Below are 18142 nucleotides of genomic sequence, written 5' to 3' on the forward strand. Positions count from 1 at the left end.
GAAAGGGAGAGGTCGCCGGGCGGTGACCTCTCCCTTTCCGTTCACCTCAGCGGGTGCCCAGCCAGTCCACCCCGGCCCCCGTGACCACGGTGTTCTCGGCGATCGAGCTCAGCAGGTCCACGTCCATGGCGTCGCCGTTGGCGATCAGCGACACCATCCGGCCGCCGTCGAGCTCGACCACCATGAGGCGGTACGGCGGTGATCCGCCGGGACTCATCAGGCGAGTCCGGGCCGGGTGTCCCCCGACGGCGAGTTCGGTCCCGCCGTCCGGCACGGGTGTCGTGGTGCCCACCTCGATGCGTACCGCGGTGTCCTTCATCCGGCCCGCGGGGTTCTGCAGCCAGACCGTCGCCTTCCAGGCTTTCGGCGTCGGGCCCTCGACCTCGGTCCGGTTCACCCGCCAGCCGCTCGGCAGCGTCCGGAACCGCAGCGGTGTCGTGTACGTGTCCGGCGAGGGGACCATCGACTCGGCGATCCGGAGCAGGTCCTCCTTGCCGAGACCGGCCTTGTAGGTCTGGAGACTCAACCTGACGCGCCCGTCGGGCGACCAGGAGAGCGTCAGCCCGCTCTTGTCCGGGAAGAAGGTGCGGAAGCTGCCCTCCACACCCTTGATGTCGACCTTCTCCTCCGGGTCCCGGCCGCCGCGCTCGGTGCCGGCATCCATGGTGACGCCGAGCGACAGCATGGGGATGGACGTGGACCGTGGAACGCCCGGGCGATTCCATTCCCGGGAGACTCCGGGCGAGCCGCGTCCGACGGGGCTGAAGCCGGAGCGCGCGTTCTCCGTGAAGCCGTCCGGCAGCCAGGCCGGCTGGTATCCCATCGGTCCTTCCAGCGCCGTCGGCGCCGCCGGCAGGGCCGGCGCCGGCTGGTGGCGGTCGCGGTCGACCAGGACCGTCGGGATGACGATCGCCGTGGCGACCGCGGCCGCGAGCAGCCCGGCGCCGGCTCCCAGCCCGATCTGGCGGCGGCGCCGGGCCCGGGCGATGCGTGCGGCGAGCCCTGAGCGGATCCGCTCGACCGGCAGGGCGCGATCCGCCTGGCTGCCCTGCGCCTCCCGGATCAGTTCCTCGATCATCATGGCTGCTTCCTGAGGTCGGCGAGGGCGGCGGGCACGGCCTGCTGCAGGCTGGCCAGCGCGCGCGAGAGGTGGGTGCGGACGGTGACGGCCCGGCAGCCGAGGGTCTCGGCGATCTGTTCCGTCGACAGGTCCTCGTAGAAGCGCAGCGCGATGACCGCCCGTTGCCGCGGCGGCAGGGTGGCGATCAGCCGGAGCATCGCGTCCCGTTCGTCGCGCGGCGCGGTCAGATCGGGCACGGGCGGCATGAGCCCCGCGAGCGTGTCGCCGGCGAGCGGCACCGACCGGGCGGCACGGCGCCGCCGCCAGGACAGGAACTCGTTGACGATCATGCGCTTCAGGTACAGCTCCGGCGCGTCCAGACCGCCGATGCGCGACCACCGTGAGTGCGCCCGGACCAGCACGTTCTGAGTGATATCCTCAGCCAGGTGCGGATCCCAGGTGACCACGGTGGCATACCGCACCAGGCTGCCCAGCCGGGCGGACACGAAATCCTCGAATGTCACGTGTACCAAACGCCCCCACCGGCCCGGTCTGATGACAGCCGGTGGAAGAATCTACCCCCGGGCGCGGGCGGCGATGACGGTAGCGACCAGGGCCTACTTGCAGAGGGCGGTGTCCAGGGCGTTCTCGAGGTGCTCGACCTGGGGAAGCGCGGTGGGCAGGGCGGTCACCGCGATGGTCGCGGACTTGCCGGTGGTGGTGACCGCGTCGACGGTGGTGTAGCCCGGGGCGTTGCCGCCGTGCTGCCACGCGACACCGCCGCAGCTGAGGTCGAAGGTGGCGATGCCGAGGCCGTACTTCGCGGTGCCGCTCGTGTCGTATTCGGGCGCGTCGACCGTCGTCTGCATCTCCCGCAGCTGGGCGGGCGCGAGCAGGCGACCCTTGATCAGCGCGGTGAGGAAGCGGTTGAGGTCACTCGGGCTGGCGATCAGCTGGCCGGCCGCCCAGCCCATCGACGGGTCCATCGTGGTGACGTCGGTCCACTCGTCGCCCGGCTGAGCCACGTGGTAGCCGTGCGGGTGGGCGCCGCGGATCTCCTGGTCGCCGACGCCGGGCCAGTATGTGTCACGCAGGCCGAGCGGCTTGATGATGCGGTCGGTGATCTCCTCGCTGATCGGGCGGCCGGTCACCTTCTGCACGAGCAGCCCGGCGAGGATGTAGTTGGTGTTGCTGTAGTTCCAGGTGCCGTGCTCGGGGGCGTCGGTCCGGGCCAGCGCGGCGTCCAGCATCTCCCGCGGCTCGTAGTAGCGGTGCTGGATCGCGAAGTAGTCCGTGATCATCACGTCGTCGTAGTCGGGCAGCCCGCTGGTGTGCTGGAGCAGCTGGCGGACCGTGATGGTCCGGCCGTCACCGGCGCCGCGGACCAGCCCGGGCAGGTACGTCTCGACCGGCTCGTCCAAGGCCACCTTGCCCTCGCCGACCAGCTGGAGCACCACGACCGCGGTGAACATCTTGGTGTTGCTGGCGATCCGCACCTTGCCGTCGACCGGCACCCGGGCGCCGGTCCGCAGGTCGCCGACGCCGCTGGTGAGGTTGCGGGTCCGGCCGTCGGCCTGCCGCACCGAGGCGAGCGCCCCCGGGAACCCGTCCTCGCGGACCAGCCCGTCAAGCACCTTCTGCACGGCGTCCCGCGGCGGCGGCGTGGTGGTGGCCGAGGCGGGGGAGAGCGGCGCGCCGGTGAGCGCGAGTGCGGTGGCGAGGGTGACGACGACGGCCTTCATGGGTTCCTCCTGGTGTCTGCTGCGGGCTCCAGAAGCCTCCCGCCGAACCCTCGGCCGATCGATCCCGCACGCTGGAGTCGCGTGGTGCAGCAGGCTGTACCGTCCGCTTCCGGCCAGCACTCGGCCGTTGCCCCTGACCTGTACTTATGGTCGGCGTATGGCAGTCACGTTCACCGACCTGATGACGGCCGTCCCGGGCGACTGGGAGCGGGCCGCCGACACCTGGCTCGGCCTGGCCCGCGAGTCGGAGGATGCCGCGGCGGCCATCCTGGAGCGCGGCCGGAGCAAGGTCGACGAGCACTGGACCGACGAGGTGGGCGCCGGGGCCGGCGCCCGGCTGGACACCCTGTCGACCTCGTACCAGACGGCGGCGGGCACGATGCACGGCGTCGTCTCGATCCTGTACGGGCTGGCCGATGCGGTCGGCCCCGTTCAGCGCTCCCTCCAGGCCGCGGTGGATTTCGCGACCGGCAACGGCCTGAGCGTCGACGCCGGTGGCGGGGTCGTGGTGCCCCCGGGCTGGGCGGGTCCTCCGAACGTCCCGGGCGACGCGGACCGCCTGATCCGGGAGGCGGTCGACTCCGCCGCCCGCATCGACGTGCAGGCGCGCGATCAGCTGGACAAGCTTGCCGACGCGGTGACCAATGAGGACCGGGACGCCGCGATCGACGATGTCCAGGGTGAGGCGTCGGCGTCCCAGGTCGACCTGATGGTCGAGGCGCTGCCGGTCGGTCAGGACCCGGCCACCGTCGCGGCCTGGTGGAACTCCCTGTCGGAGGAGGACCGGTCGGCGTTCGAGAAGGCGGTGCCGGTCGAGCTCTACGACCTCCAGGGGCTCCCCGAGGACGTCAAACGCCGGCTGGAGGGCGACGGTGGCTACAACCGGATCGAGTCCATCCGGTGGGCCAAGGAGAACGCGTTCAACCCCGACATCGACATCTACGGCAACAACTGCGCCAACTTCGTGTCGCATGCCCTGCTGAACGGGGGTCTCGAGGAGAGGGCCGATCCCGTCGACGCGCGCAATCCCCTGGGTCACAACTGGACCGACGGAGCGCACACCGGCATCCCGCTCGTCGACACCCACACGGCCTCGCCGGCCTGGTACAACAGCGAGAGGCAGCGCGACCTGTTCGTCGCGGCCGGCGGTGGGGAGATTCCGCTTTCCGAGGTGCAACCCGGCGACATCATCTACTTCGAACAGGCGGCGCCGAACGGCCCGATCGAAGAGGGCAAGGTGCATCACGCCGCGGTCGTCACGTCGGTGACCCCGGACGGCGACATCCACTACACGCAGCACACCGCCTCCCGGCTCGATGCCAGCCTGGACGGGCGGCTCCCGACCACGGAGGTCGTCGAGGGCGACCAGCGAGTGGTCGCCGCCCGGCCCCGGCAGAACTGGTAGGCCCGGCACGACTGGTAGGAGGGCGTCATGGGCATCGAGATGCGGACCGAGCACATCGATCAGGCGGGCGACGACCTGGGCACCCTGGCCGACGCCGCGGGCCGGAGGGCGACCTCGCTGTTCCACCTCAGCGACGTGGCCGCGCGGAACCACCCCGGCTGGGTGTCGTCGGCGTCGCTGGCCAACTGCCGGACCGTGTGGGAGGACCGCATGCAGCGGACGCTGCGCACCACGGCCGAGATGGGGGAGGCGCTGGCCGGTTCGGCGGGTGCGGTGGCCGGCGGGGAGAGCGAGGCGACCAGCCGCCTCCGCGACGTCCTAGGCGGTTTCGACAAGTGAGGCCCGGTCCCGGCCGGCGGCGACCCGGACCAGCGCGATCATCAGGCCGAGGGTGACCCAGACGTAGGCGTTGCTGCCGGGGAAGGACAGCCAGCCGTACGGCTTGTCCCACCACAGCCAGACCAGGCTGCTGCAGAGCAGCACGGTCGCACCGCCCAGCGCGATCATCCGGCGTGGACGGTCGAGGGAGCGTTCCAGCAGCAGGAACAGCGCCGGCAGCAGCCACACCAGGTGGTGCACCCAGGTGATCGGGCTGATCAGGCAGGCGACGATCCCGGTCAGGGCGAAACCGGTGCGGTGGTCGGCGTTGCGGGCCGTCCACCACCAGTACGCGAGGACGACCGCGACCGCCGCCGGCCAGAACGTCTCGGGCGCCTGGAGCCGTGCGATCACCCCGTGCAGCGACTGGTTGGACACGTACTCGGTCCGGCCGACCCGTTGCGTGTCCCACAACGCCCGCGTCCAGAAGGTCCGGGACTCGCCGGGGGCCACCAGGAGCGTGATCAGGGTCGCCCCGGCCGCCGTCCCGATCGCGGTGGCCGCGGCCCGGTACTGCCGGCGGATGATCAGGTAGCCGATGAACACCGCGGGCGTCAGCTTGATCGCCGCGGCCAGGCCGATGCCCCACCCGGTCCACGGGCCAGGCCCTCGGCCGTTCTCCAGGTTGCGCAGGTCGGCGCAGACCAGGACGAGCAGCACCAGGTTGATCTGGCCGTAGCTGAACGTGTCGCGGGACGGTTCGAAGACCAGGAAGGCAAGGAACGTCAGGGGTACGAGGCACCACGCCGTCCAGCCGCGGGACCGCAGGACGGGCAGCACGTACCAGCGCATCAGCAGGCCGATCATGGCCGCGTTGACGACCAGCCCGGCCGCCACCGCCACCGGCCACGAGGTCCAGGCCAGCGGCGCGAAGACGATCGCGGCGAACGGCGGGTAGGTGAAGCCGTACTCGGTGCCCTGGTAGCGGTACTGGTACAGGTCGCCGTCGTGCAGCAGCCACGACTGCACGGCCCCGCGGTAGACGCCGAGGTCGAAGAAGTGCCGGAAGGTCGGCATCGTGACCAGGAAGACCCCGACCGCGGCGGACGCGCCGATCACCAGCGCCCACTGGCGGCGATTCGTCACCGGGTCTCCCGCGCCGGACGCAGGTCCGGCAGCGCCGCTGTCAGGCGTACCGCGGCAAAGGTCGTGAGACCGATCAGCGCGCCCGCCGCAGCCAGCAGGATCCGGTCCTGGTCGGGCGGGTAACCGTCCGGCAGGACGACAAGGGCCAGGACCACACCCACCACCGCGAGTACGCGACGCGCGCCCTGATCGACGACGGAGGCGGCGAGCGGCGCCAGCCCCCAGAGCAGGTACCAGGGGCGCAGCGCCGGTCCGAACACCACCGCCGCGGTCAGCACGATGCCCAGACCCTGGACCGGACCCAGCTTCGCCCGGTACGTCCACACGACCGCCGCCACCACCAGGACGGTCAGCACTCCCGCCCAGCGCCAGAACCCGAGGTGCCCGGTCAGCCGGCCGAGTCCGCTGGTCAGCGACCAGTTCTCCGGCGAGACGGGAGTGCTCAGCGTGCCCAGCCAGCCGTACCCGGTGCCCGCCGCCGCCGTGATCAGCGCGGTCGCCGCACCTGCCGTGCCCACCACCGTGGCCGCGGCACGCATCCGCCGCCCGCGCCCGTCCAGCTGAGAGGCCCAGATGACGGCGACCGCGACGAGCCCCAGCACCGCCGGCGCCTTCACCAGCGCCGCCGCCACGACCAGGACCGTCGCCACGACCGGCCGGCGCCGGACCGCGGCGGCCAGGCCCACGGCGAGCAGGCCGACCATCAGCGCGTCGTTGTGCGCGCCGCCGACGAAGTGGATCAGCGTCAGCGGGTTGAGCACGACCAGCCAGGCGGCGGCCCGGGGACCGACCCCGGCGGCCGGGGCGAGCGTGCGGATCGCCACCGCGAGCAGCGCCAGCCCGCCGATCGCGACCAGCCGCATCGCGACCACGCCGAGCAGCAGGTGGGAGCTCAGCGGCGGGGCGATCAACTCGCTGACGATCAGGAACGCCGGGCCGTACGGGCTGGGGGTGTGCTGCCAGATCGCCGGGATCTGCTCGGCGATCAACCCGCCGAGGACCGCCGGTCCGTGCTGGTAGACGTCGATCCCGGCGTCGACCATCTGCCCCTGGGCCAGGTAGCTGTAGACGTCCCGGCTGAACAGCGGCGGGGTGAACAGCAGCGGGGCGCTCCACAACGCGAGCGTGCGCCACGGGTCGTCCGGTGCGACCCGGCCGTACCACCACCAGCCCGCGACGAGCAGCGCCAGCCCGCAGTAGACGGCTACCAGGCCTGCCTGCGCGTTGGTGCCACCGGCGAAGAACGGGATGCCGACCGGGAGCGCGCCGGCGCCGAGGCCACCCGCGGCGATCAGCGCGGAGCCGCCGAGCCCGGTTGCCCGGGACAGGGCGACATGATCTTTTCGCACCGATGGATCTTTTCGATCACGCGTGTCGAGAGGTGAACGCCCGCATGTCGCGGAAGGTGATTCCTGCTGTCACGATGAGCCCTCTGCCGGACATGGGATTCACGTGAGCTCTGCGACCGAGGACGAGAAGCGCTTCCGCCGGCTGTACGCGGACAACTTTCCGTTGCTGCTCGCGTACGCCCTGCGCCGGGTCGAACAACCCGACGACGCGGCGGACGTGGTGGGCGAGACGTTCCTGATCGCCTGGCGGCGCCTGCGTGAGCTGCCGCCCGATCCCGAGGTGCGGCTCTGGCTGTACGGCGTCGCGCGGCGCGTGCTGGCCAACTTCCACCGCGGCGGCGTCCGCCGGGACCGGCTGGGCGAACGGCTGCGGCAGCGGCTGACCACGGTGTTCGCGGCCGACCCGGGCACCGAGGTGCCGGAGCGGCTCGCGGTGCGCCAGGCGCTGGCCCGGCTCAGCGAACCCGACCGGGAGGTGCTGATGCTCACCGCGTGGGAGGGGCTGGAGCCCCGGGAGGTGGCGAGTGTGCTGAACGTGAGCCCGAGCGCCGTGCGTACCCGTCTCTCCCGGGCTCGGGCCCGGCTGCGCGAACTGACCGGTGACGATCCGGATCGGTCCGGACATGAACTGGGTGTCCTGACCGTTCCCGTCCCGAAGGAGGCACGATGACCGACGAGCGGTTCGACCGGAAGATCCATGACGCGGACCCCTACCGTCCGGAGATCGCGGAGAGCCTCGCCGGGGCGGAGCAGCATCTCCTGGAGGAGATCATGTCCGAGCCCCAACCGCGCCGGGCCGTGTTCCGCCGCGCGGCGTTCACGCTGGCCGCCGCGGCAGTGCTCGTCATCGCCGTCGCGGTGTCGCTGGTGTTCCGCTCGCAGCCGTCGCAGACGCGGGCGATCGTGCCGCCCGGCGCGGCGGTGCCCGAGCAGAAGCAGGCGCCGGCCATGACCCCGGCCGCCTGGCAGAAGCTGGCCGAGGAGGCGCCCCGGCTGATCGTCGACGCGGAGGGCTGGAAGGTCACCCACGCGTACGGCTTCGCCGACCACACCGGCACGATGGCCTTCGGCAAGGGCAAGCAGATCCTGGAGATGAACTGGTACCCGGCGGGGCAGTACCAGGGCTACCGCAAGGACCGGGACGCGGTCAGCAAGCCGGAACCGGCCGTCGTCGACGGCTGGAAGGGCAAGACCGTCCGGTACACCGCCACCGACTTCGCGACCATGCTGGAGCCGCGGGACGGCGTCTTTGTGGAGCTGCGCGGCCAGCTCGTCGCGAACCGGGCGGCCTACGACGAGCTGCTCACCAACGTGAAGCGGGTCGACGTGAAGACGTGGCTGGCGGCGCTGCCGCCGGAGATCGTGACGCCGGACAAGGCCCAGGACGCGGCCGCCAAGATCCTCGCCGACATCCCGTTGCCGCCCGGGTTCGACCCGAAGAAGGTGAAGTACGAGGGCACCAACGACCCGTACCAGTTCGGCGCGCGGGTCACCTCCGAGGTCGGCTGCCGCTGGATCGCCGAGTGGGACCGGGCGAAGAAGGCCGGCGACAAGCCGGCGATGGACAAGGCCGCCGATGCGCTCAAGAGCAGCCACGACTGGAAGGTGCTCAACGACATGAACGCCGAGGGCGACTGGCCGGAGGTGTTCTGGGAGTACTCCGACAAGATCGCCCACGGCGAGCTGCCGGTCGGCTACAAGTCGGGGCTGGGCTGCGGCACCAGCTGGTGACGGAAGACATCGACGCCTGCGGATTGGTTGCAGTCCACTCGGTATTCAATATCATCGATGTTCATGGACGAGTTCGCCGGTCGGCTGGGAGCGCTTCGCCGGCTGCGCGGGCTCACCCAGGAGCGGCTGGCGGACGTCTCCGGCCTGAGCGTCCGCGGCATCCGTGAGCTGGAACGCGGCCGTGGCCGGGCGCCGCGGCCGCGGACCGCCGCGCTGCTCGCCGACGCCCTGCTCCTGGCCGGCGCCGAACGTGCCGACTTCCTCGCCCTCACCACCGCCCGGGGCCGATGCGACATCGACGCGGCCCCGCCCGGTGAGCTGCCGCCGGCGATCAACGACCTCACCGGCCGCGACGGCGAACTCGCCCGGCTCGCCTCCCTCGCCTCGCCGGGCATCGCGTTCCGGCGTCCCGGCCCCGCCGTCGTCGTCCTGCACAGCCTGGCCGGCATCGGCAAGACCAGCCTCGCGATCGGCGCCGGGCACCGCGTCCGCAGCGGCTTCCCCGACGGGCAGCTCTTCGCCGACATGCTGGGCGGCACGCTGAAACCGCTCGACCCGGCCGTCGTCCTCGGCCGCTTCCTGCGCTCGCTCGGCGTCCCCGACGAGCAGCTCCCGCCCACCCGGGCCGCCCGCGTCGCGCTCTACCGGACCCTCACCCACGACCGGCGCCTCGTCGTCGTGCTCGACAACGCCGCCGACGAACGCCAGGTCCGCCCGCTGCTGCCCGCCGGCGCCGGGTCGTTCGTGCTGGTCACCAGCCGTCGCCCGCTCGCCGGTATGGAGGCGGTCGAGCGGCTGGCCCTGGGCATCCTCACCCACCCGGCCGGGCGCGCGCTGCTGCGGAGCATCGTCGGGCCACGCGCCATCGCCGAGCCGGCCGCGACCGCGGAACTCGCCGGGCTGTGCGGCCACCTCCCGCTCGCCCTGCGCATCGCCGGCAACCGGCTGGCCAGCCGCCCGTCCTGGAGCGTGGCGAGGATGGTGGGTCAACTACGCGACCTGGGTACGCGGCTGAGCACGCTCACCGCCGGCGACCAGGGCGTCCGGGCCGCCTTCGCCGTCTCGTACGGTCAGCTGACACCGGCCGCGGCCCTGGTCTTCCGCCGCAGCTCCCTGCTCGCCCCGGCCGACTTCGGCGTGAGCCTCGCCGCGGTCACCGCCGATCTGCCGGACGCGCCGACCGCGGCCGCGCTGGAGGAACTGGTCGACTTCGGCCTGTTATGTACCGCGGGAGAGCGCTATCAGTTCCACGAGCTGGTCCGGCTGTTCGCCCTGGAACGGCTCCAGCAGGACGAGCCCGGCCGGACCGTGGTCGCCGCCCGCGCCCGCATGGTCGGCTGGGTGCTCCAGCGCACCGGCAGGTCCGGTTATGCCGGTCCTGTGCCTGGTCCAGGCCACGATCCGATGGTCAGCTGAGGGCCATCCCCCGCAGGATCATCGAAAGGCAGTCGCATGAAGAGACGCCTCGCCGCCACCCTCGGCATCGCCGGTGCGATCGCGCTGGTCATGACCGGGTCTCCGGCCGGTGCCGCGCCGGCCGGCCCCGACCGGACAGCGCAGACCTTCCAGTTCCCGGAGAGATACCAGAAGCAGATCCCGCTGCAGAAGGCGGCAAGCGCGATCCGCAACGAGATCGAGCGCGGCACCTACGCCGGGTACGCCGGCATCGAGCTCGCGGACGACCACGTGGTGCTCTGGTGGAAGGGCGCCCTGCCCGCGACCATGGCCAAGGTCGCCCGGGCCGCGGCGGCGAACGCCACCATCGAGGTCCGATCGGCTGCCCACTCGCTGGCCGAACTGCGCGCCGCCGGCGCCACGCTGCGCTCGGCTCACCCCGGCGTCCGGGTCAAGTACGCGGTCGACGGCAGCAAGGTGGTGCTGAGCGTCGCGTCCGCGTCGACCCTCAAGAGCGCCCCGAAGGCCGACGTTCCGGTGTCCGTCGAGGTGACCGGCGCCAAGGTGGCGACCAGCCGCCGGGACGACTGGGCGCCGTGGATCGGTGGCGCCGACGCGATCATCGGCAACGCCCGCTGCACCAGTGGCTTCGCCGTCAAGAACAGCGCCAACCAGCAGTTCCTGCTGCTCGCCGGCCACTGCGGCGACAACGGCAACCAGGTCCGCGACGGCGTCGGCGAGGTCATCGGCACCTTCACCGGCGACAACTCGACCCACGACCTCGGGCTGGTCGCCACCGGCTCGGTCGACAACCAGATGTACGTCGGCGGCCTGGACAGCAACGCGGTCATCAACGTCGACGGCTGGGACTGGGTGTTCGCCGGCGAGTACCTGTGCCAGTCCGGCGGCTCGTCGGCCCGTGACATCGGCGGCCCGGTCTGCAACCTGCGGGTCGAGAAGTTCAACACCGACCCGGGCGACGCGGTCGAGGCCCGTCAGGTCGACGGCCAGGCCGCGGTCCGCGGCGGCGACAGCGGCGGCCCGGTCTACTCCGGCTCGGCCGGCGGCGGCGCCATCGCCAAGGGCATCAACTGCTACACCTACGTCGGCAACAACACCATCCTGGGCTTCCAGGACTTCGGCACGGCCACCCGTGACTACGGCATCTGGATCGCCGACTAGAACACCCTCAGGCCCGGGTCCTCCGGCTGCCGGCTCAGCCGTCGGCGCCGGAGGGCCCGGGCCGATTTCTGTCACACCCGAACGCTAACGTTCGCCCTGCTGTTGCCGACGGTCTCCGTTCGGCACCGGTGTGATCGTGTTCGTGCTGACGACGGGTGGGGCATGCGCAGTTTCGAGTTCATCGAGGGCAGCTCGGCGAAATTCTGGGAGATCTGGCAGGACGGTTCCGAGGTCACCGTGCGGTTCGGCCGGGTCGGCACCAGCGGCCAGACCAAGGTCAAGACCTTCGATGACACCGCCGCGGCCTCCGCCCACGAGACCAAGCTGATCGCCGAGAAGACCCGCAAGGGGTACGCCGAGACGACCGCCGCCTCGGCTTCCCCCACACCACTTACTACTCCTGTCGTTGTGCCTGTCTCACCACCCCTCAATGATGAGGATGCGTTCGTGTTTCCGGCGGCGTGGCATCGGTATCGGTGGGCGCGGCGCGGTGGCAGCGGGGTCGGGCGGTTCGTGCCGGACCCCAAGGCCGGGGCCGCGGTCAAGGAGATGTCGGCGAGTTTCCGGTCGGCGGAGGAGGACGTGGCGTCCTGCGCCGCGCGGGCGGTCGCCGCCACGCTCCCCTGGCGGCACCGCGAGAGGGCCGCCGCCTTCGCCGACCACTGGATCGCCCAGCACGGCCTGCGGTTCGCCGCCGAGGCGGCGGTGCGCGCGATGAGCATCGTGGTCTCCGACGAGAAAGTGCCGACCGCCCGGGAACTCCGGCCCGGCGACACCCGGCAGAGCTACCAGATCGACAGCCCGATGCTGATCGCCTTCCGGGTGCGGCACGCCCTCGCGTCCGCCACCGACGAGGAGTACGCCGAGGTCGTCGCCGCGCTCACGCCGCATCGGGCCGGGCACGCCTACGCCCGCGCGGCCACCTCGGTCCTCCTGCCGACGCAGCACGAGTGGGTGGCTGAGGACGTCGCCTCGGCGAGCGCCGGCCACGACTCCTACCTCGCCACGTTCCTGCTCGCGGCCGTCTCCACCCGGGCGCAGCTCGACGCCCTGGCGCCGGACGTGACCTTCTGGCCGGTCGTCGGCTCGCTCGCCATGCCGACGACGCTGGCCGACCCGCTCGGCTCCGACATCGCGCCGGCGATGTTCGGCTGGCTCGCCGAGGACTACGCCGACTCCGACGCCAAGCGGCGCATCCTCGCCGTGCTCGCGGCCCTGCCCGGCGACGACGTGATGGGCGGCCTGATCGAGCGGGCCGACCAGAGGTTCGTCGCGCCCGCGCTGACCGACGCGGCCGCCCGCTATCCCGTGCGGGCCATGCGACTGCTGGCCGAGGGGGCCGGCAACCGTACCGTCGCCGATCTGCTCCGCGCGCACGTGCTCGCCCACCCCGAACTGCTCGAGCAGGTCATGCCACAACTGAGCCCGGCCGCCGCAAGCCGGGTCGAGGCGATCGTCGACGAGGCCGGCGCGGTCGCGGAGGCGCCCGTCGAGGCGGTGCCGCCGCTGCTCGCCGACCCGCCGTGGCGCAACCGCCCCAAAGCCGCGAAGCCGGTCGTGATCGCCGGGCTGGAGTGCACCGACCCACCGGCGATGGCCTGGCTCGACGGCGAACGCGAGTCCTGGCGGCAGACGCACGTCGACCGCTACAACAGCCACGGCGGCTCCTGGGAGGCCGTGGGCCGGCGGATCCTCGCCGGGCAGTCACGCTGGAACGACGCCCCCTACTTCCTCGCGGAAGCGCCCGACCAGGTCGCCCAGCCGGTCGTCGCCGCCTGGCGGCGGATCACCGACACCTGGAACGCCGGAAGCTACCTGCGGCTCGCCGCCGGCCGCTTCGAGCTCGCCGCGCTGCCCGTGTCGCTCGACACCGCGAGGCGCGCCCCCTCGGACGCGGCGCGGCTCCTGCTCCCGTTCGAGTCGGTCGAGGTCGTGCTGCTCATGGCCGACTGGCTGGCGCGGCTCAAGACGGTTCGTGGCACCGCCCTCGAGTGGTTGCTGCGCCATCCCGCGGCCGCCGCCCGGGCGCTGGTTCCGGCCGCCCTGCAGAAGCCGGGTGTGGCCCGGCGCCAGGCCGAGGGGGCACTGTTCGCGCTGCACGGCAACGGTCACACCGAGGCGATCCGGTCCGCCGCGGCCGGCTACGGCGCCGAGGCCGCCACCGCGATCGACACGCTGCTGGCGACCGACCCGGCGGCGCTGCTCCCGGCCAAGATGCCGCCGGTGCCCGCGTGGGCGGTGCCCGGCCTGTTGCCGCCGGTGCTGCTGGCCGACGGATCGGGGGTGCTGCCCGCCGAAGCGGTCACCAACCTGGTCCAGATGCTGGCCATGTCCCGGCTGGGCGAGCCCTACGCCGGTGTGGCGACCGTCGCGGCCGATCTCCGGGCGGCGAGCCTGGCGGAGTTCGCCTGGGGGCTCTTCCAGCGCTGGCAGAACTTCGGGGCCAACTCCAAGGAGGGCTGGGTCCTGGACGCGCTCGGCCTGCTCGGCGACGACGAGACGGTTCGCCGGCTCACCCCGCTGATCTTGGCCTGGCCCGGGGAGGCCGGCCACGCCAAGGCGGTCACCGGCGTGAACGTGCTGGCCGAGATCGGCACCGACGTCGCCCTGATGCACCTGCACGGCATCGCGCAGCGGGCCAAGTTCCGGGGCCTCAAGACGACCGCGGGCGAGAAGATGGACGAGGTCGCCGCTGCGCTGGGCCTCACCGGCGAGCAGTTGGCCGACCGGCTGGTGCCCGACTTCGGGCTGGCCGCCGACGGCAGCATGCGCCTCGGCTACGGGCCACGGCAGTTCACCGTTGGCTTCGATGAGCAGCTCCGGCCGTACGTCGTGGACAGCAGCGGGAAACACCTCAAAGCCCTGCCCAAACCGGGTTTGAAGGACGACGCCGAGCTCGCGCCGGCCGCCTTCAAGGCGTTCGCCGCCCTGAAGAAGGACGTGCGCACGGTCGCGGCCGACCAGCTGCGCCGCCTGGAACGAGCCATGGTGACCGGGCGGCGGTGGAGCGGCGGCGACTTCCGGCGGCTGTTCGTCGAGCACCCGCTGGTGTGGCACATCGTCCGTCGCCTGGTCTGGGGCGTCTACGACGCGTCCGGGACGCTGATCGGCGCGGTCCGGGTGGCCGAGGACCGCACCTTCTCCACAGTGGAGGACGACGAGACCGCGCTCGCCGACGACGCGATCGTCGGGGTCGCGCATCCGCTCGAGCTCGACGCTGCCCTGCCCGACTGGGCCGAGGTGTTCGCCGACTACGAGATCCTGCAGCCGTTCCCGCAGCTCGGCAGGCCGACGTTCGCGCTGACCCCGGCGGAGGCCGCGGCCGGCCGGCTGACCCGTTTCGAGGGCATCACCGTGCCGACCGGCCGGGTGATCGGACTGGAACGCCGTGGCTGGAAACGTGAGGAGCCGCAGGACGGCGGCCACCAGGGCTACATCGAGCTGAGCCTGGCCACGAACCGGGCGGTGGTCATCTCCCTCGACCCGGGCATCGCGATCGGCGCCATCGACATCTTCCCCGAGCAGAAACTCGAGGAGATCTTCCTGTCCGACGGCAGCGACAGCTGGTACCGCAAGGACGGCCGCCTGCCGTTGAGCTCGCTCGACCGGATCGCCGTCTCGGAGGTCATCCGCGACCTGACGGAGGTGACCGCGTGACCTCCGCGGTGCCGCCGCTGCTGGCCGGCCCGCCGTGGCGCGACCGCGGATCCGCCAGGCCGGTGGTGGTCACCGGGCTGGAGTGCGCCGACCCGGTCACCGTCGAGTGGGGCGCCGGCGAGCGAGCGGAATGGCTGGGGGAGCCACGCCCGACCTACTGGGCGATGGACTCGTGGGAGAGGGCCGCCGGTAACTTCCGGGACGGTCCGACGACCTGGCACTACCAGGTCGAGCTTTTCCTGCACGGGCCCGAGGAGATCTTCCGGCCGTTGCTCGCGGACTGGCGCCCGGACCCGCGCTGGGATGCCGCCGGCGTGCTGCGCGCGGCCGGCGCCCGGTTCGAGCAGGACGCCCTGCCGCCCCTGCTGCACGCCGCCCGTCGCCGGCCGGATGAGCTCGGCTTCCTGGTGCTCCCGTTCTCGTCGCCGGATCTGGCCGTGGCCATGGCCGAGGCACTGACCCGCAAGACGCTCCGCGGCCTCGCGCAGGCCTGGCTCGCGCGGCACCCGGCGGCAGCCGCCCGGGCGCTCGTCCCGGCCGCGCTGCAGAAGCCCGGCACCGCCCGGCGCCAGGCCGAGAAGGCACTGCTCACGTTGCACGACCACGGCCAGAGCGGGGCGGTGCGGACCGCGGCGGCCGGATACGGCGAGGTGGCCGCGGCGGCGATCGAGACGCTGCTCGGCACCGACCGCGCGGCCCTGCTGCCGGCCCGGATGCCCCCGGTCCCGGCATGGGCGGCGGCCGGGTCGCTGCCACGGGTGAGGACGCGCGGCGGCGGCATCCTGCCCGACGACGCGATCGGAGCGCTGGTCCAGATGCTTGCCATCTCCCGGCTCGACGACCCGTACATCGGCGTGGAGACCGTCGCCGCCGACCTCGACCCGGCGAGCCTCGCCGAGTTCGCGTGGAGCCTGTTCCTGCTCTGGGACGGCTCCGGCGGCAACAGCAAGGACAACTGGGCGCTCGACGCCCTCGGCCTGCTCGGCGACGACGAGACGGTACGCCGGCTCACCCCGCTGATCCTGTGGTGGCCGGGGCAGGGCAACCACGCCCGTGCGGTCACCGGCGTGTCCGTGCTGGCCGCCATCGGATCCGACGTCGCTCTTCTGTATCTGAGCCGGATCTCCCGGCGGGCCACGTTCAAGGGGCTCAAGTCGGCCGCCACGGAGAAGATGGACGAGGTGGCGACCGGGCTCGGGCTGACCGCCGAGCAACTCGCCGACCGGCTGGTGCCCGACTTCGGCCTGGGCACCGACGGCGGCATGACGCTCGACTACGGGCCGCGGCAGTTCACCGTCGGGTTCGACGAGCAGCTCCGGCCGTACGTGATGGGCGCCGACGGCCGGCATCTCAAAGCCCTGCCCAAACCGGGCTCGAAGGACGACGCCGAGCTCGCGCCGGCCGCCCACCAGGCGTTCACGACGTTGAAGAAAGAGGTCCGCACGGTCGCCACCGAGCAGCTGCGCCGGCTGGAACGGGCCATGATGAAACGCCGCCGGTGGACCGGTGCCGAGTTCCGCCGGTACTTCGTCGAGCACCCGCTGCTCCGGCACATCAGCCGCCGCCTGGTCTGGGGCGTCTACGACTCCTCGGGCGTGCTGGCCGGCGCGGTCCGGGTGGCGGAGGACCGCAGCCTCGCCACGGTGGCGGACGACGAGACCGGGCTGGCCGACGACGCCGTCATCGGCATCGCGCACCCGCTGGAACTCGGCGGGAGCCTGCCCGACTGGGTCGAGGTGTTCGCCGATTACGAGATCCTGCAACCGTTCCCGCAGCTGGGGCGGCAGACCTTCACACCCACGGCGGACGAGACCGCGGCCGGTCGGCTCCTCCGCTTCGAGGGCGTCGCCCTGTCGCCCGACGCCGCCCAGGGTCTGGAGTACCGCGGCTGGCGGCTGGACCGGGACAGGGTCGTGTTCGAGCTGTCCGGAAAACCCTCGGTGGTCGTGTCGCTCGCGGGCTACGCCGTCCAGCAGGTCTCCCTGCCCGGCGACCTCGACGCCGTCACCCTCTCCGACGTCATCCGCCATCTCACGGAGGCCACCAAGTGAAAGAGCTCGAGGTCACCGCACCCGCCGATCAGGTGCAGCGGCCACCGGCCGAGGTCCGCTACGCCGACGAACTGGCGCGGCTGCGGGCCGACGACACCGCCGCGCGGCCGCCCGGCTGGGTGCTCAGCGTGCAGGCCGCCCGCCGGTTCGTCATCGGCGACGACCGGCTCGGCGTCAGCCGCAAGTTCGTCGGCGACCCGTCGCTCATCGACCGGGCGCTCATCACGCTCGCCACCAGCCGCGGGCTGATGCTGGTCGGCGACCCGGGCACCGCGAAATCGCTGCTCTCCGAGTTGCTCGCGGCGGCGGTCAGCGGCGACTCCACACTCACCATCCAGGGCGGCGCGGCCACCACCGAGGACCAGATCCGCTACTCGTGGAACTACGCGCTGCTGGTCGCCGACGGGCCGTCCACCCGCTCGCTGGTTCCCGCGCCGCTGCTGCGCGGCATGGCCGAGGGGCGGGCCGTGCGCTTCGAGGAGATCACCCGCTGCCCGCTGGAGGTGCAGGACTGCCTGCTGTCCCCGCTCTCCGACCGGATGCTGGCCATCCCCGAACTGACCGGGCCGGAGTCGATGGTCTTCGCCCGGGACGGCTTCACCGTCATCGCCACCGCGAACACCCGCGACCGCGGCGTCAACGACATGAGCTCCGCCCTGAAGCGGCGGTTCAACTTCGAGACGGTGTTCCCGATCGCCGACTTCGACACCGAACTCACACTCGTGGCCGACGAGGCCGGGAAGCTGCTGCGGCGCTCCGGGGTCACCGCCGAGCCGCGGCGGGACGTCCTCGAGGTGCTGGTCACCACGTTCCGCGAGCTGCGCGGCGGGGAGACCGCGCGGGGCGACACGATGGAACGGCTGTCCTCGGTGATGAGCACGGCCGAGGCGGTGTCGGTGGCGCACGCCGTCGGGCTGCGCGGCTGGTTCCTGCGCGGCGAGTCCGGCAACGCCGAGGACGTGGTCGCCTGCCTGGCCGGCACGGCCGCCAAGGACAGCCCCGAGGACCTGGCGAAACTCCGCCGCTACCTGGCCCAGCAGGTCGACTGGCGCACCGGCGGGCAGTGGCAGGAACTGCGCCGGGCCCGGCACCTGCTCCCGGGCTGA

General features: G+C 72.4%; 14 protein-coding genes. 9 read left to right on the forward strand and 5 right to left on the reverse strand.

The features are described 5' to 3' along the window. Nucleotides 1-46 precede the first annotated feature (46 nt). The 3 genes from QSK31_RS00220 to QSK31_RS00230 form a co-directional block, all read right to left on the reverse strand. The gene (locus QSK31_RS00220) at nucleotides 47-1081 is read right to left on the reverse strand and encodes a hypothetical protein (RefSeq protein ID WP_285679796.1); all 1035 of its coding nucleotides are present in this window, start codon (nucleotides 1079-1081) and stop codon (nucleotides 47-49) included. After that, on the reverse strand, nucleotides 1078-1584 hold the full coding sequence (locus QSK31_RS00225) for a SigE family RNA polymerase sigma factor (RefSeq protein ID WP_285679797.1): 507 nt from the start codon (nucleotides 1582-1584) through the stop codon (nucleotides 1078-1080). The genes QSK31_RS00220 and QSK31_RS00225 overlap by 4 nt, the downstream gene beginning before the upstream one ends. A gap of 93 nt (nucleotides 1585-1677) precedes the next feature. Next, nucleotides 1678-2802, reverse strand: a complete 1125-nt coding sequence (locus QSK31_RS00230; RefSeq protein WP_285679798.1) for a serine hydrolase domain-containing protein — start codon at nucleotides 2800-2802, stop codon at nucleotides 1678-1680. A 157-nt stretch (nucleotides 2803-2959) separates the two neighbouring features. Between QSK31_RS00230 and QSK31_RS00235 the strand changes: the two genes are divergently transcribed. After that, the gene (locus QSK31_RS00235) at nucleotides 2960-4207 is read left to right on the forward strand and encodes an amidase domain-containing protein (RefSeq protein WP_285679800.1); all 1248 of its coding nucleotides are present in this window, start codon (nucleotides 2960-2962) and stop codon (nucleotides 4205-4207) included. A 27-nt stretch (nucleotides 4208-4234) separates the two neighbouring features. Then, a complete protein-coding gene (locus QSK31_RS00240) occupies nucleotides 4235-4546 on the forward strand; it encodes a hypothetical protein (RefSeq protein ID WP_285679803.1) in 312 nt (103 codons plus the stop codon). Here the strand turns inward: QSK31_RS00240 and QSK31_RS00245 are convergent. Beyond that, nucleotides 4526-5671, reverse strand: a complete 1146-nt coding sequence (locus QSK31_RS00245; RefSeq protein ID WP_285679805.1) for a glycosyltransferase 87 family protein — start codon at nucleotides 5669-5671, stop codon at nucleotides 4526-4528. The two genes, QSK31_RS00240 and QSK31_RS00245, sit on opposite strands and share 21 nt — an antisense overlap. Further along, nucleotides 5668-7020 carry a polyprenol phosphomannose-dependent alpha 1,6 mannosyltransferase MptB gene (mptB, locus tag QSK31_RS00250; RefSeq protein ID WP_285679806.1) on the reverse strand — a complete coding sequence of 451 codons (1353 nt, stop codon included), beginning with the start codon at nucleotides 7018-7020 and terminating at the stop codon, nucleotides 5668-5670. The genes QSK31_RS00245 and mptB overlap by 4 nt, the downstream gene beginning before the upstream one ends. 103 nt (nucleotides 7021-7123) lie before the next feature. Here mptB and QSK31_RS00255 point away from each other — a divergent pair, with 103 nt between their 5' ends. The 7 genes from QSK31_RS00255 to QSK31_RS00285 all read left to right on the forward strand — a co-directional run bounded on the left by QSK31_RS00255 (nucleotide 7124) and on the right by QSK31_RS00285 (nucleotide 18142). Then, on the forward strand, nucleotides 7124-7690 hold the full coding sequence (locus QSK31_RS00255) for an RNA polymerase sigma factor (protein ID WP_285679808.1): 567 nt from the start codon (nucleotides 7124-7126) through the stop codon (nucleotides 7688-7690). After that, nucleotides 7687-8751, forward strand: coding sequence for a hypothetical protein (locus QSK31_RS00260; RefSeq protein WP_285679810.1), 1065 nt, complete (start codon nucleotides 7687-7689; stop codon nucleotides 8749-8751). Before QSK31_RS00255 ends, QSK31_RS00260 begins: the two co-directional genes overlap by 4 nt. Before the next feature lie 63 nt (nucleotides 8752-8814). Beyond that, entirely contained in the window at nucleotides 8815-10167 is a 1353-nt protein-coding gene (locus tag QSK31_RS00265; RefSeq protein WP_285679812.1) for a helix-turn-helix domain-containing protein, read from the forward strand. 36 nt (nucleotides 10168-10203) lie between these two features. Beyond that, the gene (locus QSK31_RS00270) at nucleotides 10204-11328 is read left to right on the forward strand and encodes a chymotrypsin family serine protease (protein ID WP_285679813.1); all 1125 of its coding nucleotides are present in this window, start codon (nucleotides 10204-10206) and stop codon (nucleotides 11326-11328) included. A gap of 162 nt (nucleotides 11329-11490) precedes the next feature. Continuing rightward, complete coding sequence (locus tag QSK31_RS00275) at nucleotides 11491-14985, forward strand: WGR and DUF4132 domain-containing protein (protein ID WP_285679814.1); 3495 nt, start codon at nucleotides 11491-11493, stop codon at nucleotides 14983-14985. Beyond that, nucleotides 14982-17036: a DUF4132 domain-containing protein gene (locus QSK31_RS00280; RefSeq protein WP_285679816.1), complete on the forward strand. Its 2055-nt coding sequence runs from the start codon at nucleotides 14982-14984 to the stop codon at nucleotides 17034-17036. The genes QSK31_RS00275 and QSK31_RS00280 overlap by 4 nt, the downstream gene beginning before the upstream one ends. Further along, entirely contained in the window at nucleotides 17033-18142 is a 1110-nt protein-coding gene (locus tag QSK31_RS00285) for an ATP-binding protein (RefSeq protein ID WP_285679817.1), read from the forward strand. Before QSK31_RS00280 ends, QSK31_RS00285 begins: the two co-directional genes overlap by 4 nt.

Origin of the sequence: Actinoplanes sp. NBRC 103695, from assembly GCF_030269485.1 — a bacterium.
Lineage (GTDB): Bacteria > Actinomycetota > Actinomycetes > Mycobacteriales > Micromonosporaceae > Actinoplanes.